Source organism: Streptomyces sp. NPDC024632, assembly GCF_055559175.1.
Genome location: NZ_JBVHLD010000004.1, coordinates 107,977 through 125,804, shown reverse-complemented (window position 1 = coordinate 125,804; position 17,828 = coordinate 107,977). Strand labels below are relative to the sequence as shown.

The following is a 17,828-nucleotide window of genomic DNA, read 5'->3' as shown; positions in this document are numbered from 1 at the left end:
GGGGCCCGTGTCGGCGGTCCTGCGGTCAGAAGGGCGGAAGCAGTTCGACGTCCTGCGGCGCGCTCACGAAGTAGCGCTCGACCAGGCGCCGGGCGAGCTTCCAGGCGCCCGCGCGGCGCTCGTAGACGTCGTGGTAGGTGCAGCTCACCCAACTGATCCTGCCGTCCGGGTGGACGCAGACGGCGATGGCGTCACTGCGGCCGGTCGCGCGGTCGGGGGTCTCGAAGCGGGCCGTGTGGTTGGTGGTCCAGTGATAGGTCTCCTTCCACACCTTCCCGATGACCTCCTGCGAGCGGCGGATCTCGTCCGTGCCGTGGAAGTCGCCGCGCCCGCCGGGGATCAGGTACTCGGCGTCGTCGTGCCAGATGCTCATGAAGCGGTCGATGTCGCGGCGGTCGGTGCCCTCGCAGTAGCCCGCGACGATGTCGGCGAACTCCGCCCGGCCCTCCAGCTCATCGATCCGCTGCTCCAGCGACCGGCCCTCGGTGCGTGTCGTCATGTGCTCAGACCTCGGCCTTCGGCGCGGTGCGGAACTTGTCGGGGTAGTCGTCCGGCAGGTCCTCCTCGGCCAGCGGGACGATGTGGTGGTCCAGGACGTAGCGGTCCTCGCCCTTGGCCTTGTCGTTCTCGTCGAACTCCCAGAAGACGACGGTCCTGGCCGACAGCACGTAGAAGGGGCTCGCGGGCGAGGTGTCGTCCACGAAGCCCATCTTGCGGGCGACCGCGGCGGTCAGGATCTGCCGGAAGGTGCCCTCGGTGACGATGTCGTAGTCGCCGACCACCACACGGGTCTTCTTCGACTCGATGACGTACGAGCCGTTGTTCACCATCTCGGTGTAGTTGGCTCGAACCTGCTCGATGCCCTTCGGGCCGGTGTCCCCCTTGACGTTCCCCAGGACGCCGTACTCGTGGTACTGCGGGTCGTCCGAGAGCGTCGGCAGGACCATGTCGAGGTCGGCCAGCACCTCGCCCTTCGAGTGGTGGACAACCGTCTCGAGATGCTTGAGCTGCAGAGGTGTTCTGGCCTTGTGCATGTGCGCCTCGAAGCTGGTGTATGTCAGCTCCGGCCTGAAGTCCTTCATTTTCCCTCCTCAGGGATACGGGATCTCCGTGTGACGGTCGCCACAATTTATCTAACCATGTAAACTAATGGCTGAATCCGACACCCGCAAGGGTGTTCGGCGAATCAGCGCAGATGTACGCAAACCCCCGATGAAACGGGGTTTCTGGACATGGCCCTGACAGATCTACGGCGTGGGCACGTGGCGTCGGGAAGCCCGCCGGGCGCATACTTAGCAGCGCGAAGTTGATGAGGCGAACGCCCAGATTCGGGGTAAGGATGACCACGACCACTAACGGCTCTGTCGACCGCGTCAAGCACGAGCACGCCATCCGGCGCGAGGATCTGACGCGCCTGCGGATGACGCTCGGTCGCCTCGGACGGGTATTGCGGCAGCAGAATGACGACGGTCTGAGCTATGCCCTCATTTCGCTGCTCTTCAACATCGGCCGCAACCAGCCCGTCTCCGCGGGCGAGCTGGCGGCGTCGGAAAGGGTCTCCCCGCCGTCGGTGACCAGGTCGCTCAACCGCCTCATCGAACTCGGCTACGTCTCCCGTACCGCCGACCCCGCCGACCGCAGGGCGGCGCTGATCGAGCTGACGCCCAGCGGCGCCGACGAGCGCGAGCAGGTGCTCAAGAGCCGCGAGGTCTGGCTGGAGGAGCACCTGGGACGGCTGGACGACACGGAGCTGGAGAGCCTGCTCACCGCGCTGCCCGCCCTGGAGCGGCTCTGCGACCCCGAGCTGCCGCGCCGCCCCTGACGTCCCCCGGCCCGCGGCGGCCGGCGGGCACCGGCCGTAGGTGGCGGTCAGCGGATCTCGACCTCCTCGCGTGAGCGTGCCAGGGCCGCCTCGGCGCCCTCGCGACGCACCTCCCGCAGGAAGTTGAACTCGCCCGGCTGGAAGTGGATGTTGCTCAGCGAGGCGCCGACGACGGTGGTCGCGGCGAACGAGAGCCCGACGCCCAGCTTCTCCAGCGACGCGAAGACGGCGTACTTCTCGGTGACGATGCCGTCCCGCATGATCGACGCGCACATGGCGGCGAGTTCGGCCGCCCCCCGTGGCGCGTCCTCGGCGACGCGGTCGACCAGACCGTAGTCGAGCGCGGTCCGCGCCGACCAGGCCACGTTGCAGTACATCAACTCCTTGGCCCGCTTGAGGCCGACCGTCGCGAACAGCAGCGACATGTCGCCGTCCACCCCGACGTTGTGCCACCGGGGGGAACCGAAGGTCGCGTCCTCGCCCGCGACCACCAGGTCCGCGCAGAGCGCCAGGTAGAGGCCGGTGTCCCAGCAGCGGCCACGCGCCTCGACGACCGTCACCTTCCGGCAGTGCAGCAGCCGGCTGTACAGGCCCGTGCTCCCCCACCACGCCTCGTCCAGCGCGATCAGCCGCGCCCGCTGGCTCGGGTGCTTGCGCACCGATCCGCCGGGCGCCTCCACGTACTGGTCCCAGGCGTCGGCCGGGTCCCAGCCCGCGCACAGGTCGTCGCCCTCGCCGCGGATCAGGACGGCCTTCACATCGTCGTCCCGGTCGACGTCCGCGAGGTGGGCCGCGAACTGCTCGGCCATGGCGCGGGTCATGAGGTTGCCCGTCGCGGGACGCCGTACGGTGACGGTCGCGATGTGGTTCTCGTGGTCCTTGCCCAGTTCGACCCGGCCCTCGCTCATGCGCTCTCCTCCGTGAGACCGGACCCGACCGCCGCGCGGTGGATCGCGTAGTGGTCGGCCAGGTCGAACTCCCGGCCCACGCCGTGCGCGTCGTAGACGGCCTGCTGGAGCATCTTCGACATCGTCATGCCGTCCAGCGGCATGCCGATGACGGCGGCGGTCATCGACACGACCTCCGCGCGGAGCCGGCCGACCGGGACGACCCGGTTGACCAGCCCGATCCGCCCGGCGGTGGCCGCGTCGTGGACGGTCCCCCTGAGCAGCCACGACTTGGCGCGGTTGAGCCGGACCGTCAGCGCGGCCAGGACGAAATTCGCCTCGGGCACGTCGAGGAAGGGCGAGCCGAACACGGCGTCCTCGCTCGCGACGGCCAGGTCGGTACAGAGCAGGAGCGCGGTGCCCGCCCCGTGGCACGCCCCGCGCACCTCGGCGATCACGACCTTCTTCGCGAAGCAGGTCGCCTGGTAGACCGCGGTCGACGCGGCGAAGGCGCGGTGCCAGGTGGTCGGCGCCTCGGCCGCGGACGGGAATCCGGTGGCCGCCTCCGGCGCGAAGTCGGGCCCCGTGGTGCGCAGCACGATCGCCTTGACGTGGTCGTCGTCCGACGCCTCGACGACGGCCGCGGCCAACTCGGCGGCGAAGGCGGGGTCATGGGCCGTCAGCGGGGCGAAGCTCTCCACCTCGATGTACGCGCGGCCGTCGGCCACGCGGAGGTCGACGGCGCTCATCCCTTCACCCCCAGGCGGGGGTCGGCCGCGCCTTTGCGTTTCTTGTCGGCGTCGAGCGCGCCGCCGACGCCGACGTCCCTCGCGGTCTTCCAGAAGTCCATCTCGTCCGGGCCCGATTGGAGGAAGTGCGAGACCAACAGCCCTGTAATGGAAGGGACGCTGGTGTCCATCGCGCCCTCGGCGGCGCGCAGCCGCGACTTCAGGTACAGCAGGTGGCCGGGGGGCCGGGCGGCGAGGTCGGCCGCGATCGTCCGTGTGGCCGCGGCGAGTTCGGCGGCCGGGGTGACGGTGTCGACGAGGCCGAGGTGGTGCGCCTCGGTCCCGCTCATCGGCATCGCGGTGAAGCCGGTGCGGCGGGCGGCCTTCATGCCCAGGATGCGGTTGATGTGCACGCTGGCGACCGCGCCCGCCGGGCCCAGGAAGCGCGCTTCGAGCGCGCCGATCCTGCTGTCCTCGGCGGCCGTCACCACGTCGGCCTTGCACGCGATCATGAAGTAGGCCGCCGCGGCGCAGTAGCCGTGCAGTTGGGCGACGGTGACCTTCGGCGAGCGGGAGATCGCCTGGCTGAAGCCCAGTCGGCCCCACGCCATGTCCGCGCCGTACCGGTAGCCGACCGTCAGGGTGCGGCGCCGCTCGTGCGGGCGCTTCTGGCCCCACTGCTCATTGATCTCGTTGCCGCTGCAGAACGACTTCCCGTTGCCCCGGATCACGATGACCCGCACCGTCGGGTCGTCCCCGGCAAGCGCCATCAGCTCGATGATTCGGTCGCGCATGGGCACGCTCATGGCGTTGTGCTTCTCCGGCCGGTTCAGCGTCAGATACGCGATGCCGGACGCCGGGTCGGCCTCGTACAGCACCTGTCGCGCCGCGGCGGCGATGCTCTCCGGGGTTCCGTACTTCACGCCTTGCCCACCTCTTCCGTTGCTCGGGGCGAATCCGACGGTGCGTGCGCGGGCCGCGCCTGCTCGACCACGCCGTCCGCGACGAGCGCGTCGATACGGTCCTGCGGGACGCCGAGGCGCGCGAGTACGTCGCGGGTGTCGGCGCCCAGCTCCGGTGTCCAGTCGCCGACCCGCGCGGGGGTGGCGCTGAGCAGGAACGGGTTGCCCACGGTGCGGACGGTCCCCCAGGTCGCGTCCGGCTGCTCGACGACGAAGCCGTTCGCGAGGACGTCGGGGTCGCGGGCGGCCTCGACGAAGGTGTTGACGGGAGCCACGGGTACGCCGTTGTCCCGCATCCGCTCGACCCAGGTGTCCCGGTCGGCGGTCAGGAAGATCTCCTCCAGGACCGGCTCCAGGACGTCGCGGTGCCGCTCGCGGATCCTGCTCTTCTCGAACCGCGGATCGTCGCGCAGGTCGGGCCGGCCAAGGGCCGCGGTCAGCCCGTGCCACACCTTCTGGTCGGTGGCGCCGATGACGATCCAGCGGTCGTCCCCGCAGCGGAACGCGCCCGAGGTCGACGTCACACGGCCCTGGGTGCGCTTCACCTCGTCGCCGTGCAGCGCGATGGTGACCTCGGCGGTGTGCATGGCCAGGCAGGAGCCGACGAGCGAGCCGTCCACGCGCTGGCCCCGCCCGGTGCGCTCCTTGGCCAGGAGCGCGGTCAGGATGCCCATCGCGAGGAAGACGGCGCCGGCCGAGTCGGCCATGCCGCGGCTGGCGAGCCGGGGCGCCCCGTCCGGGGTGCGGACGAAGTCCGAGAGGCCGGAGACGGCCTGCGCGACCATGTCGAACATCGGCTCCTTGGCGCGCGGGCCCAGCGGGCCGTAGCCGGACGCGGCGGCGTAGACGATGCCCGGATTCTCCTGGCGCAGGGTGTCGTAGCCCAGGCCCAGCTTCTCCATGACGCCGAGCCGGAAGTTCTCCACGACGACGTCGCACTCGCGGGCGAGGGCCTTGACGATGTCGCGGCCCTCGGGGGTGGTGATGTCGACGGCGATCGACTTCTTGCCGCGGTTGAGGCCGGTGAAGAACCCGGCGTATCCGTCCGGGGCCTGGCGCAGCCGCCGGTCCCACTCGCCGCCCGGCCGCTCCACCTTGACGACCTCCGCGCCGAGGTCGGCGAGGATGCGGGTCGCGTAGGGGCCCTGGAGGAAGCGGGTGAGGTCGAGGACCTTGATCCCGTCGAGCGCTCCGGCGAGGAATTCGGGCGCGCCGGGCGCGGGCCGGGGCGCGGTGTCCGGGGTGACCACAGGCGCGGTCGTACGCTCGACGCCGGTTCCGTCCACAGGCGCGGTCGTACGCTCGACGCCGGTTCCGTCCACAGGCGCGGTCGCGCGCTCGATGTCGGGCGCGGTCATGCGTCCTCCCCCACCGTGGCCGTGACGAGTACGTCGAGCGCTTCGACCCGACTGCCGTTGACGCGCAGGGGGTTGACCTCCAGGGTGTCCAGGCTGGGTCCGACCGACAGGGCGGCCCGGCTGATCGCCACGATCGCCTCGCTCAGCGCGTCGAGGTCGGCGGCCGTGCTGCCGCGTGCGCCGCGCAGCAGGGCGGCGCCCTTCAACTCCCCCAGCATCCGGCGCACTTCGCGGGCGTCGACGGGCAGCACCCGCAGGCTGGTGTCCTTCATGACCTCCACCCAGATGCCGCCGAGGCCCACCGCGAGCACCGGTCCGAAGGTCGAGTCGACCGTGACGCCGACGAGGAGTTCCTGTCCCGGCTCCCGCATCGGCGAGACGAGCACACCGCGCAGGTCGGCGCCGGGGACGTTCCGCGCCACCGTCGCCGTGATCGAGTCGTACGCCGTCGCCGCGGCCCCGGCGCCCTCGACGCCGAGGACGACTCCGCCGACGTCGGACTTGTGCGCGACGGCCCGCGAGCAGATCTTCATCGCCACCGGGCCGCCGGCCTTGGTCGCCGCGCCCGCCGCCTCGGCCGCGGAGTGGACGAGCACGGCAGGGACGATCGGCACACCGGCCGCCTCCAGCAGGGCCCGCCCCTCGTCCTCCGCCCAGGTGCCGGCCGTCGGCCCGTCGCCGACCGCGGCGGGCGGCACTTCCCCGGTCCCGCTCGCCGTCACCCGAAGCGCGTCGCGCTGCTCGACCCACCGGGCCACATGCCCGAGGGAGGTGATCGCGAGGTCGACGCCGGGCAGCAGGAACAGCTTGTTCTCGGAGAGCAGCGACAGGGCGTACGGCGAGATGTCCAGGCAGGTGTTGGACGAGAGGAAGACCGGTACGGGCGAGGCGGCCACGATCTCGCCGATGATCTTCATCCGACTCTCGATGAACGTCGGGTCCTCGGGGCGCTCGTCCGGCAGCGGCGTCATCATCGAGAACATGAAGTCGATCCCTGAGTCCTCGACCGCGATCTCCATGAGGTCGTCCTCGGCCTTCGTCGGCCGGGGTCTGGCGCGGGCGTGGCCGAAGCCGGTGGTGTCGAGGGGGTTGAGGATCGAGGCGAACTCCGGCAGGTGCGCGGCCAGTTTGGCGCCGGTGTCCTCCTGCCAGCCGGGCAGGGCCAGGCCGTTGACCGAGGCGAGGTCGGCGATGATGTTGCAGCCGCCGCCGGACGAGGTCACGACGCCCATGCGGCGGCCGTCCGGGAGTCGCGGGCTGTAGCCGAACACCCCGGCGGTCGCGACCAGTTCCTCGACGCTCTCGACGCGGACCATGCCCGCCTGCCGGAACGCCGCGTCCACGACGGCGTCGTCGGTGGCCATGGCGCCGGTGTGCGCCATGGCGGAGCGCATGCCCTCCTCGCTCCGCCCGGCCTTGTAGACCACGATCGGCTTGCCCGCCCGCAGCGCCTTCGTGCCGAGTTCGAAGAGCCGGTCCGGCTCGCGCACGGTCTCCAGGAACAGGGCGATGGCGCGGGTGCTCTCGTCCTCGATCAGGTAGTCGAGGACGTCCAGGCTGGTCAGCACGGCCGAGTTGCCCACCGACGCCCACAGCGTGGAGCCCACGCCGTGCGCCTGGGCGAACTGATACGTCGCCCGCGCCATCGAACCGCTCTCGAAGACGGCGCCGACCGGACCGGCCACGGGTGCGGACTCGGTGGCGACGGCCCAGGGCACCACCCCGTCCACCGCGTTGATGAATCCGATGGTGTTCGGGCCCATGAGCGTCAGGTCGAGATCGACCGCGCTCTGCGCCAGCCGCCGCTGCCGGTCGCGTCCGTCGGCTCCGGACTCCCCGTATCCGGAGGCGAGGATGACCGCGTTCTTGATACCCGCCGCGGCGGCGTCCTCGAGGATGGCGTCGACCCGGCTCGGGCCGACCATGATGTAGGCCATGTCGACGGGCTTTTCGAGGTCCCGCAGCGTCGGGACGGTCGGTTTGCCGAACACCTCGTCGTACTTGGGGTGGACGAAGCGCACATCCCGCACCCCGCCGCCGAGTTCGAGGGCGTTGAGGAGATTGCGCGCCCAACTGGAGCTCGGCGATGCTCCCACGACCGCGATACTGCGGGCGCCGAAGAAGCGGCGCAGCCTGTCCGGCTCGACGATCGAGCGTCGTGCCGCGTAGTCAACGGTGAGCATGGGGCGTAACTCCTCGGGAGTCGGGCGATGGAGATCGGACCGTGGGATTCGGGCTGGGATTCGGGCGGGGAAGGTCGGGCGAAGGGATGTTGCGCGAAGGACATGGGCGAAGGACATGGGGCAATTTATTTAGCCACGTAAAGTATCGCAGATGGCCCTGCGGCCGGACACCTGGGCGACCCGGCCGCTCAGCCGAAATAGGCGGCGTTGAGCTCGGCCCCCTGGAGGGAGGACGGCGTGCCGGTGGCGGCGATCCGGCCGTCGCGCAGGACGATCAGCCGTTCGCTGGCCCTGGCCAGGCGGTCGCTGTTCTGCTCGACGACCAGCATCGAGATGCCCTCGGCCTGGAGGGCCCGCAGGGACGCGTAGATCTTCTCGATCACGACCGGGGCGAGCCCCAGCGACGGCTCGTCCAGGAGCAGCAGTCTGGGCCGCTGGATGACGGCGCGGGCCAGGGAGAGCATCTGCTGCTCCCCGCCGGAGAGCAGGCCCGCGAGCTGCGTGCGGCGCTCCGCCAGGATCGGGAACAACTCGTAGACCAGGGCCTGCTTCTCGGCGATCGCGCGCCGCACGGCGCGCCTGCTCAGCCGCATCGCGGAGATCTGCAGATTCTCCTCGACCGTGAGCGGGCGCAGGACGCGGTGCCCCTCCGGCACGATCACGATCCCCTTGCGGACGCTGGCGGCCGTCGAGAATCCGTTCATCCGCTCGCCCTGGAAGGAGACCTCCCCCGACCGGGGCTTGAGGCCGCCGCTGAGGGCGCGCATCAGGGTCGTCTTGCCCGCGCCGTTCATCCCGACCAGGCCGAGCAGTTCGCCCTCGGCGAGGGTGAAGGAGACGTCGTGGAGTACGGGTTGGTGGTCGCCGTAGCCGGCCGTCAGGCCGGTGACGTCGAGAAGCGGCGTGCTCATCCGGGAACCCCCAGGTAGGCGGAGATGACCTCTTGCTGTGCGAAGACCTCGTCGGGCGGGCCCTCCGCGATGACCTGGCCGTGGTCCAGGACGTAGACGCGGTCACAGGCGCTGGTGATCAGCGGAAGATTGTGGTCGACCAGGACCACCCCGAGGTCGCGGGCGCCGAGCGCGCGGACGGTCGCGGCGATCTCCTGGCGTTCGAACTCGGTGAGTCCCGCGCCGGGTTCGTCCAGCAGCAGGAACGCCGGGTCGAGCATCAGATTGCGGGCGATCTCGACCAGGCGGAGCACGCCGTACGGCTGGTCCGCGGCCAGGCTCCTGGCGCGGTCGGCGAGGGCGAGGTCGGTGAGCAGGGTCATCGCCCGGTCGCGTCCGGCCAGCGCCTGCTTGCGGGCGGCCGGGCTCAGCAGCGACTGGCGGAGCCAGCCGACCCTGCCGATGCCGTCCCCGGCGAGCATGACGTTCTCCAGCAGGGTCAGTTCGGGGATGACCTTCGGGCTCTGGAACGTCCGGCCGATGCCCGCCCGTACGAGGTTCTGCGCGGGCGTGCCGAGGATCTCGTCGTCGCCGAGGCGCACGGAGCCGGTCGCCCGGACGTCCCCGGTGATCGCGTTCAGGAGCGTGGTCTTGCCCGCGCCGTTGGGGCCGATGAGTCCGATGACCTCACCGGTCGCGAAGGAGAGCGAGACATCGTTGACCGCGGTGTTGCCGCCGAAGGCGACCGACACTCCGCGCACCTCGACCCGTGCGTCCCGGTGCACGGCCCTGACCGAGTCCGCGAGGCGGTGGGTCACCTGGGTCACCGTCTCGGCGACGGCGAGGCCCGGTTCCCGCGGCTCCAACTCGCCGGTGGGCTCTGCCGCTTCGTCCGGCCGTCGGCGCCTGAGCAGCCACTTCACGAGGTTGTCCAGGCCGCCCGCGATGCCGCCGCGGGTGAGCACGACGAGCACCAGGATGCCCACGCCGTAGACCAGGTCCTGGGCCTGGCTGGTGGCCAGCGACAGCTCGTCCATCACCAGGATGGCGACGACGCCGAACACCGGGCCGAGGAAGTAGCCGCTTCCGCCGAGGATCGCGGCGAGCAGCAGCGCGACCAGGCGGGTGAAGCTGAAGGTCTCCAGGTCGATCACGAGCTGGAAGTGGGCGAAGAGCACCCCGGCGAGTCCGGCGAGGCCGCCGGAGATCGCGAAGGCGACCAGCCGCGTGGAGTCGGGCGAGACACCCACCGAGGCGAGGACGCGCGGCCCCTCGCGCAGCGCGGTCAGTTTGCGCCGCATCGCCGACAGGTGGATGCGCAGGACGAGTTCGTACGTGAGCCACGCGAAGAACGCGGCGAGCCAGTAGTACGAGAGATAGCCGCTGATGAGCTGGTGGCCGAAGAACGTGGGCAGCGGAATCGAGTAGATGCCGATCGTGCCGCCGCTGAACTCGTGCCAGTTCACCATGACTTCGGCGAGCGCGAGCGCGAAGGCGAGCGTCTGGATGGCGAGGAACAGCTCGTTGAGCCCTCGGGTGGGAACCGCCACGAGAACGGAGAGCACGGTGGTGACCGCGACGGAGATCAGCAGCGCGGGCCAGAACGGCATTCCGAACCGGACTTCGAGATAGACGCTGGTGAAGGCCCCGACGCCGTAGGTGATGACGACCGAGAGATTGAAGATGCCCGCGTAGCCGTAGACGATGTTGAAGGCCGTCGTGAGGATGTACGCGATGACTCCGGCGGACGCCAGGTGGACGTAGTAGTCGTTGCCGCTGGCGACGAGTCCGACGATCACCAGGACCAGTGGGCCCGCGACGTGTTTGGCCCAGACCGAGGTCAGTGCCCTGCGTATTCCTTCGGGTTTCTTCGGGGCGCCGCTCACCTCGCGCGGTGCGGCCTTGTCCAGTCCGATGGTGCTCATACGCGCTCAGCCGTTCCGCGGAAGGTGAACAGCCCTGTCGGCCGCACGAGCAGCACCAGGGACAGGATCACGAAGAGTGAGGTCAGGTGGTAACTGGCGGCGATGTGCTGGTCGGTGAAGGTCATCACGAAGCCGGCCACGACGGCGCCGCCCACCGCGCCGAAGAGACTTCCGAGGCCGCCGATGACGGCGCCGACCAGGCTCAGGACGAGGAGGGTGGGCGCGACGTCGACCGAGACGCTGCCGAGCGAGGCCTGGAAGATGCCGCCGATGACCAGGCAGGCGCCCGAGACCACCCAGGCGAGCAGTTCGAACCGCATCGTGCGGACGCCGTAGACCTGCGCCAGTTCGTGGTCGAAGGAGACGGCGGACAGGTGGTGCCCGATGAGCGTCCGGTCGAACAGGAACCACATCACGAGCAGCAGGAGGAGCGACAGGCCGATGACCAGCAGCCGTTGCTTGGAGGTCTCGTAACTGCCGATCGAGACCGAGCCGTGGATCCAGGGCTGCACGATCGAGGGCTCGCCGCCGAACCACGTGCGGGTCAGGAAGTTGAGCAGGAGTCCGAAGCCGAGGGTGGCGAGGGTCAGGCCGATGACCGGCACCTTCTTGCGCTGCGCGGGCACGATCGCGATCGCGTAGCAGGCGGCGCCCAGGACACCGCCGACCACGATCGTCAGGACGACGCCGAGACCGCTGTTGCCGACCCCCCAGGAGGCGCACGCGGCACCGGCGAAGACGCAGAAGTTCCCGGCGCCGAAGTTGACGACGCCGCTCACACGGAACACCAGACTCACCGCCAGGACCAGCGGAATCAGCACCGCCGCCTGCGAGAGGCCGGTCACGACCAGCGAGATCATTGCGCACTCCCTTGTGCCCAGGAACGGTCCGCACCAGATTCTTTCACATGGCTAATTGCTATGAGACTGAGGTCGCGGATCACCCCTGTCAAGGGGTCGTCGGAAACCTTCCGCGTCGGCTCGCGTCGGCACTGCCGGATTTACTTAGCATGATGTAACGTTCGTCGCCCGACCACAGAGAGGGGCCCTTCATGAGCACCGAGCCGCTGCTCCGGCTGTACCACACCGGCATGATCGTGGACAGCCTCGACAAGGCGATGGGGGCCATGGGCGACGCCCTGCGCCTGGACTGGGCACCGCCGCTGACCTCGACCGTTCCGCTGGAGTGCCCCGACGGCGTCGTCGGGCGCGAGGTCCGCTTCACCTACTCGCTCCAGGGCCCGCACTTCATCGAGTTGCTGGAGCAGATCGACCCGGCGCCGTACCTCAACGTGACGGGCGGGCGCAGGGTCCACCACCTCGGCTACTACACCGACGACCTGCGCGCCGCGGCGGCGGCGCTGGAGGCCAGGGGATACCGGCGCGAGCTGAACGGCGTCGCCGAGGACGGCGGCATCGGCCGCGCCACCTTCCACTACAACCCCGAATCCCCCGGCATGTGGATCGAGTTGGTCTCGCACGAGGTGGCCGAGCAGATCGACGGCTGGATCGCCGAGGCCGCCGCCGCCAAGAACATCCCGTACGTCTCCCCGTTCGCATGAGCGGGCCGCTGACCGGACTCCACGTCCTCGACCTGTCGACGTACGTGGCGGGCCCCTCCGCGACGATGACGCTCGCCCAACTCGGCGCGGACGTCGTACGGGTGGACCCCGTCGGCGGCGCCACGGACACCCGGCGGCTGCCGCGCGGCGCGGACGGCACCAGCCTGTACTGGGCAGGGCTCAACAAGGGCAAGCGCTCGGTCGAGGTCGATCTGCGGTCGGAGTCCGGGCGCGACGTGGTGCGCGAACTGCTGGCCGCACCGGGCGGCGGCCACGGCCTGCTGGTCACCAACGCGGTCGGCCAGTCGTGGCTGGACTACCAGGAACTGCGCCGCGTCAGGCCCGATGTCATCGTCGCCCACATCGGCGGGCGCGGCGACGGACGCCCGGCCGTCGACTACACGATCAACTCCGAGGTGGGCCTGCCCTGGCTCACCGGACCCGTGGACTCCTCGCTCCCGGTCAACCACGTCCTGCCCGCCTGGGACCTGCTCACCGGTCTGCACGTGGCGCTGGCCCTGCTCGCGGCGCACACCGAACGCGCCGCCACCGGCCGCGGCCGGCTCGTCGAGGTCAGCCTCGCCGATGTCGCCGCCGCGACCATGGCCCACCTCGGCTTCGTCGCCGACGCGGTGGTGAACGGCGCGGGACGGCTGCGCGACGGCAACTACCTCTACGGCAGCTACGGTTGCGACTTCGCGACCGGCGACGGCCGCCGGGTCATGGTCGTCGCCCTGACCGCCAGGCACTGGGACAAGCTCGTCGGACTGACCGGCACACGTACCGTCCTCGACAGCCTTCAGCGCACGCTCGGCGTGGACTTCGGCGACGAGGCGGCGCGGTACGAGCACCGGGACCTGATCTCGGCGATCCTCGCGCCGTGGTTCTCCGCGCACACCCACACCGAGGCCGTCGCCGCGCTCGACGCCGGGCACGTCCTGTGGGGCGACTACCGGACCGTCGGTGAATTCGTCCGCGATCCGCTCGTGACCGCCAACGGCCTTTTCCACCAGGTGGATCAGCCGGGCGTCGGCGTGTTCCCCGTACCGGGTCCGGTCACGCGGTCGGCCGGATGGGGGCAGGACACGCCCGCCCCCGCGCCCCGGCTCGGCGCCGACAACGACGCGGTGCTGCGCGAGTGGTCGCGGGCGCCCGCCGAAGAGCCGCGGGCCGAAGGCCGCCCGATATGAGCACCGACCGGCTCTTCCTCACCTTCACGCACCTCAACGACGCCACCCGGCACGCCGAGTACAACGCGTGGCACCAGCTCGACCACCTGCCGGAGAACGCGCTGCTCCCCGGCGTCGCCTGGGGGGACCGCTGGGTCCGCACCCCGCGGTGCGCGGCGGCCGGCCATGTCGGCGACGACGCCTACGCACCCGTCCAGTACGCCGTCGCCTACGGGTTCCGTGCCCCGCTGGAGTCCGCGCTGCGGGAGTGGACCGACCTCAACCAGCGCGCGCTGTGGTGGGGCCGCCGCCCCGAACTGCCCTGGACCGAACGACGCCCGGTCGGCTTCTTCCACCCGGTCAAGGAGTACGCGGCCCCGCGCGTCCTCGTCGCGGCGGCGGCGCTCCCGCACCGCCCGCACCGGGGCGTCCACCTCACGCTGTCCAGGACGGCCGCTCCCGCCGAGCCCGCGGGCGCGGCCCGTTTCGCCGCGCTGGACCGGGAGTTGATCCCGGCGGTGCTCGCGGTGCCCGGTGTCGCGGGCGCGGCGACGTACCGGTTCGCCGAGGGCGCGGGCGGGTTCGGGTCACCGGCCGGGAGTGCCGACGACGGTCTGACGGTGCGCGTGCTGTACCTCGACGGCGACGTCCTGGAGACAAGCGCTCGCGTCGAGGACGCGCGGCCCGACTGGATCGGGCGGGACAGCGCGCCCGGCGACGCGGAGCACGTCCTGCTGAGCACCCCGATGCTGTCAATCCGCCCGTGGGAGTGGGACTGGTTCGACGGCGGCCGGCCGCGGCTCTGACCGGCGCGCGCGGCGGCTCGGCACACAGCAGCTGACCACGACCGAGGCCGCGCAGGTGGCGGCGCAGGCGAGCGCGGCCCAGGTCAGCCCGGTCGTCGTCGCCTCCCCCGCCGGTCCGTGGGCCGCGCCGATCAGCGCCGCGGTGACCGCGCTGCCCACCGCGCCGCCGACCGCCCGCAGCAGGATGTTGACGCTGGTGGCGCTGCCGGTCTCGCCCGGTTCGACCGAGTCGACGATGAGGCCGGGCAGCGTGCCGAAGGTCGCCCCCGCTCCCCAGGACGTCAGGACGACCGCGGCCACCAGCAGCGCCAGGTGCCCGTCGACCTCGATCAGCATCAGCGGCCCGAGCGCGCCGACGACGCCTCCCGACGCCAGCGCGACCCGTCGGCCCCTGGCCCGCGCCAGCGCCGTCGCGGTGCGGCTGCTCAGGTAGTTGCACAGCGCGATGGGGACCATCACCACACCGATCGCGCTGAGGCTGAGCCCCACGCCGTACCGCGTGTCGCGGGAGGCGAGACCGATGCGGGTGATGAGGACGGGGGTGTTGTACAGGCTCACGCCCATCAGCAGGCCGGTGAGGTGCGCGGCGAGGACGTCGCGCCGGGCGAAGAGCCGCAGTTGCACCAGGGGGTGGGGGGCGCGCAGTTCGAGCCGGATCCACCACAGCGACAGGCAGAGGGCCGCTGCGCCGAGGACGAGCACTCCGGCGCTCGACCAGCCCCAGGAGTTGCCCTGGCTGACGGCCAGCAGCGCGCACGCCGTGGCGGCGATGAGGACCACCGCGCCCGGCACGTCCAGCGGCGCGTCGCGGCCCACCGGCACCGTTCGCGGCAGACCGGCGGCCACCGCGAGCGTGACGAGCAGCGCGAGCACCGTGGCGCCGCCGTACGCCGCCCGCAGGCCGAAGTGGTCGGCCACGAACGTCGTGAGCGGGTAGGCCGCCCCGGCGCCGAGCGCCGTGGTGATCGACAGCAGCGCGACCAGGCGGGCCGTCGCGGGACCGGAGTACAGGTCGCGGGCGCACGCGATGGTCATCGCCACCAGCGCCACCGCGACGCCCTGGAGCGCGCGTCCCGCCAGGAAGACCCCGAAGTGGGTCCCGGCGGCGGAGACCGCGCATCCGAGGGTGACCAGCGCGCACACCACGACCATCGCGGGTCTTCGCCGCCGTCCGTCGGCGAGCCGGCCGAGCAGCGGGGTCAGGGTGGCGCCGACGAGCAGGGTGATCGTGTACGACCACTGGGACGCCTCGGTGCCGACGCCGAAGGTCTGCTGGACCCGCGGCACGAGCGGGGCGCCGAGGGTGACGACCGCCGCCGAGACCAGGGCGGCGGACACCAGCAGTGCCGACAGGGCACGCCCGCTCGCCCCCGGCCCCGGCGGCCGGTCGTTCAGAGGGTCACCGTCAGCCTGTCCACCGACCGCATCTTCAGGCCCGACCACGCGGGCTCGAACCCGTCGGCCAGGCGCATGCCGGGGAACCGGTCGAGCAGGACGTTCGAGGCCATCTCCAGCTCGGATTTGGCGAGCATCGCGCCGAGGCAGAAGTGCCGCCCCGAGCCGAAGGCGAAGGTGTCACCGGCCGCGGTGAACGTCTTGGCGTGGTCGAGGTCGGGCCGGTGGAAGTCGAAGGTGTCCGGGTCGGAGAACCGGTCCTCGTCGCGGTTGGCCGAGGCCATGAGGAGCATCACCAGGGTGCCCGCGGGCAGCAGGGTGCCCTTGACCTCGACGTCCTGGGTGACCTTGCGGCCGTTCATCTGGGACGGCGGGCTGATCCGCAGGGTCTCGCTGATCGCGGGGATGACCTGCGAGCGGTCGTCCCGTACCTCCTCGAACAGCGTCCGCTCGCGCAGCAGATAGGCGAACATACTGGCCAGCGCCTTGCCGGTGGTCTCGGACCCGGCATTGAGCAACTGCGTGACGTGGGTGAGGATTTCGAGGTCGTCCAGGCGCTCGCCGTCGATCTCGGCGGTGATCAGCCCGGAGATGAGGTCGTCGCCGAGGTGCGAGCGGCGGTCCTCGATCACGGGGGCGAGGTACTCCCAGAGTTCCTTGGTGGCCCGGCGGCCGAGTTCGTCGATCTCCGGGTCGCGGGCGAGGTTGCCGAGGAAGGCCACGTGCCTGCTGTACCAGTCGAAGAACCGGTCGTAGTCGCTGTGCGGCAGCCCGAGCATGTCGGTGATCACGTAGACCGGCAGGTAGTAGCCGAAGTCGGCCAGCAGGTCGACGGTGTCGCCCGGCCGGAAGCCGCGGGTGAGGTGCGCGGACGCCGACGCGACGGAGCGGTCCAGGATCGTCGCGACATTGCGCGCGATGACCGGCGCCCACTTCTCCAGGCCCTTGCCGCGGAAGTACGGGGTGACCAGGGCCTTCTTGCGGCTGTGTTCGGCGCCGTCCATCTGGAGCATCGAGCGGCCGAAGACGGGCTGGAGGCTGACCTCGTAGTTCTGGGTGGAGAACAGCGGGTTGCGGTAAGCGGCTCCGACGTCGGCGTGCTTGCTGATCAGGTAGCCGCGGTAGCCGTCGTCCCAGTGCACGGGGGCCTCGGCCCGCAGCCGCCGGTAGAAGGCGTCGGGGTCGGCCGCGACCTCGGAGGAGAGGAATCCGGGCAGCGTCCCAGCGGTGGTGTCGGTCATCACGACGTCGCCTCCTGCGCGATCTCGTCGAGTCGGTATCCGGGTGTGCCCCCCGTGAGCGGCATGACGGTCAGCGACAGGCCGCCGTCGACGGGCAGGTCCACGCCGGTGACATGCCCGGCGCGCGGACCCGCGAGGTAGAGCACGGCGTCGGCGATGTCCTCGGCGCGCGCGATCTTCCGCATGGGGGAGACCGCTTCGCGGTAGCGCCTGTTCGCCGCGGCGGCCGTGTCCTCCGCGTCGCCGAACGATTTACGGGTCAGGCCGGTGTCCGTCGGGCCGGGCGAGACGCAGTTGGCCCGGATTCCGTACCGGCCCCATTCCACCGCCATCTGCTGGACCATCATCTTCAGCGCCGCCTTGCTCGCGCTGTACATGCCGAGCGGCGGTGTCGGATGCGTCGCGGAGATCGACGCGGTGGCGACGATCGCACCGCGCGACTCGCGGAGCGCCGGGAAGGCCGCCCGTGCCAGCAGGAAGGTCGCGCGGGTGTTGACGTCGAACGTGCGCTGGAAGGTCTCCAGGCTGAGGTCTTCGAGCGGGTCGGCCGAGCTGATCCCGGCGTTGCTCACGAGGGCGTCGAGGCCGCCGAAGGCGGAGACGGCCTCTTCCACCGCCTTGCCGACCGCCGCCGGGTCGCTCAGGTCGACGGCCAGCGGCAGGCATTCGGCGCCGGTCCCCCGGAGTTCGGCGGCGACCGCCTCGATGGCCCCGGCGTCGCGGTCGAGCAGCGCGAGCCGCGCCTGCCCGGCTCCTTCGCTCCCGGCCGCGCGCGCGGCCAGGGTCGCCACCGCACGTCCGATCCCACTGCCCGCGCCCGTGATGAGGTAGCGCACCGGAACCTCCCGATCATTCATTTAGCGATGTGAAATAACACGATAGGAGTGCTGCCCGCCACCGT

Annotated in this window: 17 protein-coding genes; 4 read left to right on the top strand and 13 right to left on the bottom strand. The window is 71.1% G+C overall.

The features are described from left to right. Nucleotides 1–25: 25 nt before the first annotated feature. On the bottom strand, nucleotides 26–499 hold the full coding sequence (locus ACZ37P_RS10295) for a nuclear transport factor 2 family protein (protein ID WP_467345972.1): 474 nt from the start codon (nucleotides 497–499) through the stop codon (nucleotides 26–28). 4 nt (nucleotides 500–503) lie between these two features. Continuing rightward, complete coding sequence (locus tag ACZ37P_RS10290; RefSeq protein WP_467345971.1) at nucleotides 504–1,082, bottom strand: hypothetical protein; 579 nt, start codon at nucleotides 1,080–1,082, stop codon at nucleotides 504–506. A gap of 257 nt (nucleotides 1,083–1,339) precedes the next feature. Between ACZ37P_RS10290 and ACZ37P_RS10285 the strand changes: the two genes are divergently transcribed. Continuing rightward, nucleotides 1,340–1,822 (top strand): MarR family winged helix-turn-helix transcriptional regulator, encoded by a 483-nt coding sequence (locus ACZ37P_RS10285; RefSeq protein ID WP_355342447.1) that lies wholly within the window; start codon nucleotides 1,340–1,342, stop codon nucleotides 1,820–1,822. 47 nt (nucleotides 1,823–1,869) lie between these two features. Here ACZ37P_RS10285 and ACZ37P_RS10280 read toward each other — a convergent pair whose 3' ends face one another. From ACZ37P_RS10280 to ACZ37P_RS10245, 8 genes are all read right to left on the bottom strand, one after another. Then, nucleotides 1,870–2,730 carry an enoyl-CoA hydratase/isomerase family protein gene (locus tag ACZ37P_RS10280; RefSeq protein ID WP_401856399.1) on the bottom strand — a complete coding sequence of 287 codons (861 nt, stop codon included), beginning with the start codon at nucleotides 2,728–2,730 and terminating at the stop codon, nucleotides 1,870–1,872. Then, a complete protein-coding gene (locus ACZ37P_RS10275) occupies nucleotides 2,727–3,458 on the bottom strand; it encodes an enoyl-CoA hydratase/isomerase family protein (RefSeq protein WP_355342453.1) in 732 nt (243 codons plus the stop codon). Before ACZ37P_RS10275 ends, ACZ37P_RS10280 begins: the two co-directional genes overlap by 4 nt. Next, nucleotides 3,455–4,360, bottom strand: coding sequence for an enoyl-CoA hydratase/isomerase family protein (locus ACZ37P_RS10270; RefSeq protein ID WP_355342456.1), 906 nt, complete (start codon nucleotides 4,358–4,360; stop codon nucleotides 3,455–3,457). The genes ACZ37P_RS10275 and ACZ37P_RS10270 overlap by 4 nt, the downstream gene beginning before the upstream one ends. Beyond that, a complete protein-coding gene (locus ACZ37P_RS10265; protein ID WP_467345969.1) occupies nucleotides 4,357–5,757 on the bottom strand; it encodes a CaiB/BaiF CoA transferase family protein in 1,401 nt (466 codons plus the stop codon). Before ACZ37P_RS10265 ends, ACZ37P_RS10270 begins: the two co-directional genes overlap by 4 nt. Continuing rightward, nucleotides 5,754–7,940 carry an acetate--CoA ligase family protein gene (locus ACZ37P_RS10260; RefSeq protein WP_467345967.1) on the bottom strand — a complete coding sequence of 729 codons (2,187 nt, stop codon included), beginning with the start codon at nucleotides 7,938–7,940 and terminating at the stop codon, nucleotides 5,754–5,756. Before ACZ37P_RS10260 ends, ACZ37P_RS10265 begins: the two co-directional genes overlap by 4 nt. A gap of 188 nt (nucleotides 7,941–8,128) precedes the next feature. Continuing rightward, entirely contained in the window at nucleotides 8,129–8,851 is a 723-nt protein-coding gene (locus ACZ37P_RS10255; RefSeq protein ID WP_355342465.1) for an ABC transporter ATP-binding protein, read from the bottom strand. Next, nucleotides 8,848–10,755 carry a branched-chain amino acid ABC transporter ATP-binding protein/permease gene (locus ACZ37P_RS10250; protein WP_355342468.1) on the bottom strand — a complete coding sequence of 636 codons (1,908 nt, stop codon included), beginning with the start codon at nucleotides 10,753–10,755 and terminating at the stop codon, nucleotides 8,848–8,850. The genes ACZ37P_RS10255 and ACZ37P_RS10250 overlap by 4 nt, the downstream gene beginning before the upstream one ends. Then, complete coding sequence (locus tag ACZ37P_RS10245; RefSeq protein WP_467345966.1) at nucleotides 10,752–11,615, bottom strand: branched-chain amino acid ABC transporter permease; 864 nt, start codon at nucleotides 11,613–11,615, stop codon at nucleotides 10,752–10,754. Before ACZ37P_RS10245 ends, ACZ37P_RS10250 begins: the two co-directional genes overlap by 4 nt. 191 nt (nucleotides 11,616–11,806) lie before the next feature. Between ACZ37P_RS10245 and ACZ37P_RS10240 the strand changes: the two genes are divergently transcribed. From ACZ37P_RS10240 to ACZ37P_RS10230, 3 genes are read left to right on the top strand one after another with little or no spacing between them, the layout of a single operon-like run. Beyond that, nucleotides 11,807–12,316 carry a VOC family protein gene (locus ACZ37P_RS10240; RefSeq protein ID WP_467345965.1) on the top strand — a complete coding sequence of 170 codons (510 nt, stop codon included), beginning with the start codon at nucleotides 11,807–11,809 and terminating at the stop codon, nucleotides 12,314–12,316. Beyond that, entirely contained in the window at nucleotides 12,313–13,506 is a 1,194-nt protein-coding gene (locus ACZ37P_RS10235) for a CoA transferase (protein ID WP_467345964.1), read from the top strand. The genes ACZ37P_RS10240 and ACZ37P_RS10235 overlap by 4 nt, the downstream gene beginning before the upstream one ends. Continuing rightward, a complete protein-coding gene (locus ACZ37P_RS10230) occupies nucleotides 13,503–14,291 on the top strand; it encodes a hypothetical protein (protein ID WP_391046057.1) in 789 nt (262 codons plus the stop codon). Before ACZ37P_RS10235 ends, ACZ37P_RS10230 begins: the two co-directional genes overlap by 4 nt. Here ACZ37P_RS10230 and ACZ37P_RS10225 read toward each other — a convergent pair. Genes ACZ37P_RS10225 through ACZ37P_RS10215 form a run of 3 tightly spaced genes read right to left on the bottom strand, consistent with a single transcriptional unit; the run spans nucleotide 14,238 to nucleotide 17,784 of the window. Continuing rightward, nucleotides 14,238–15,629, bottom strand: a complete 1,392-nt coding sequence (locus tag ACZ37P_RS10225) for an MFS transporter (RefSeq protein ID WP_355342481.1) — start codon at nucleotides 15,627–15,629, stop codon at nucleotides 14,238–14,240. The genes ACZ37P_RS10230 and ACZ37P_RS10225 overlap by 54 nt on opposite strands. Before the next feature lie 53 nt (nucleotides 15,630–15,682). After that, on the bottom strand, nucleotides 15,683–16,927 hold the full coding sequence (locus tag ACZ37P_RS10220; protein WP_391046059.1) for a cytochrome P450: 1,245 nt from the start codon (nucleotides 16,925–16,927) through the stop codon (nucleotides 15,683–15,685). Then, nucleotides 16,927–17,784, bottom strand: coding sequence for an SDR family NAD(P)-dependent oxidoreductase (locus ACZ37P_RS10215; RefSeq protein WP_401856408.1), 858 nt, complete (start codon nucleotides 17,782–17,784; stop codon nucleotides 16,927–16,929). Before ACZ37P_RS10215 ends, ACZ37P_RS10220 begins: the two co-directional genes overlap by 1 nt. Nucleotides 17,785–17,828: the final 44 nt, after the last annotated feature.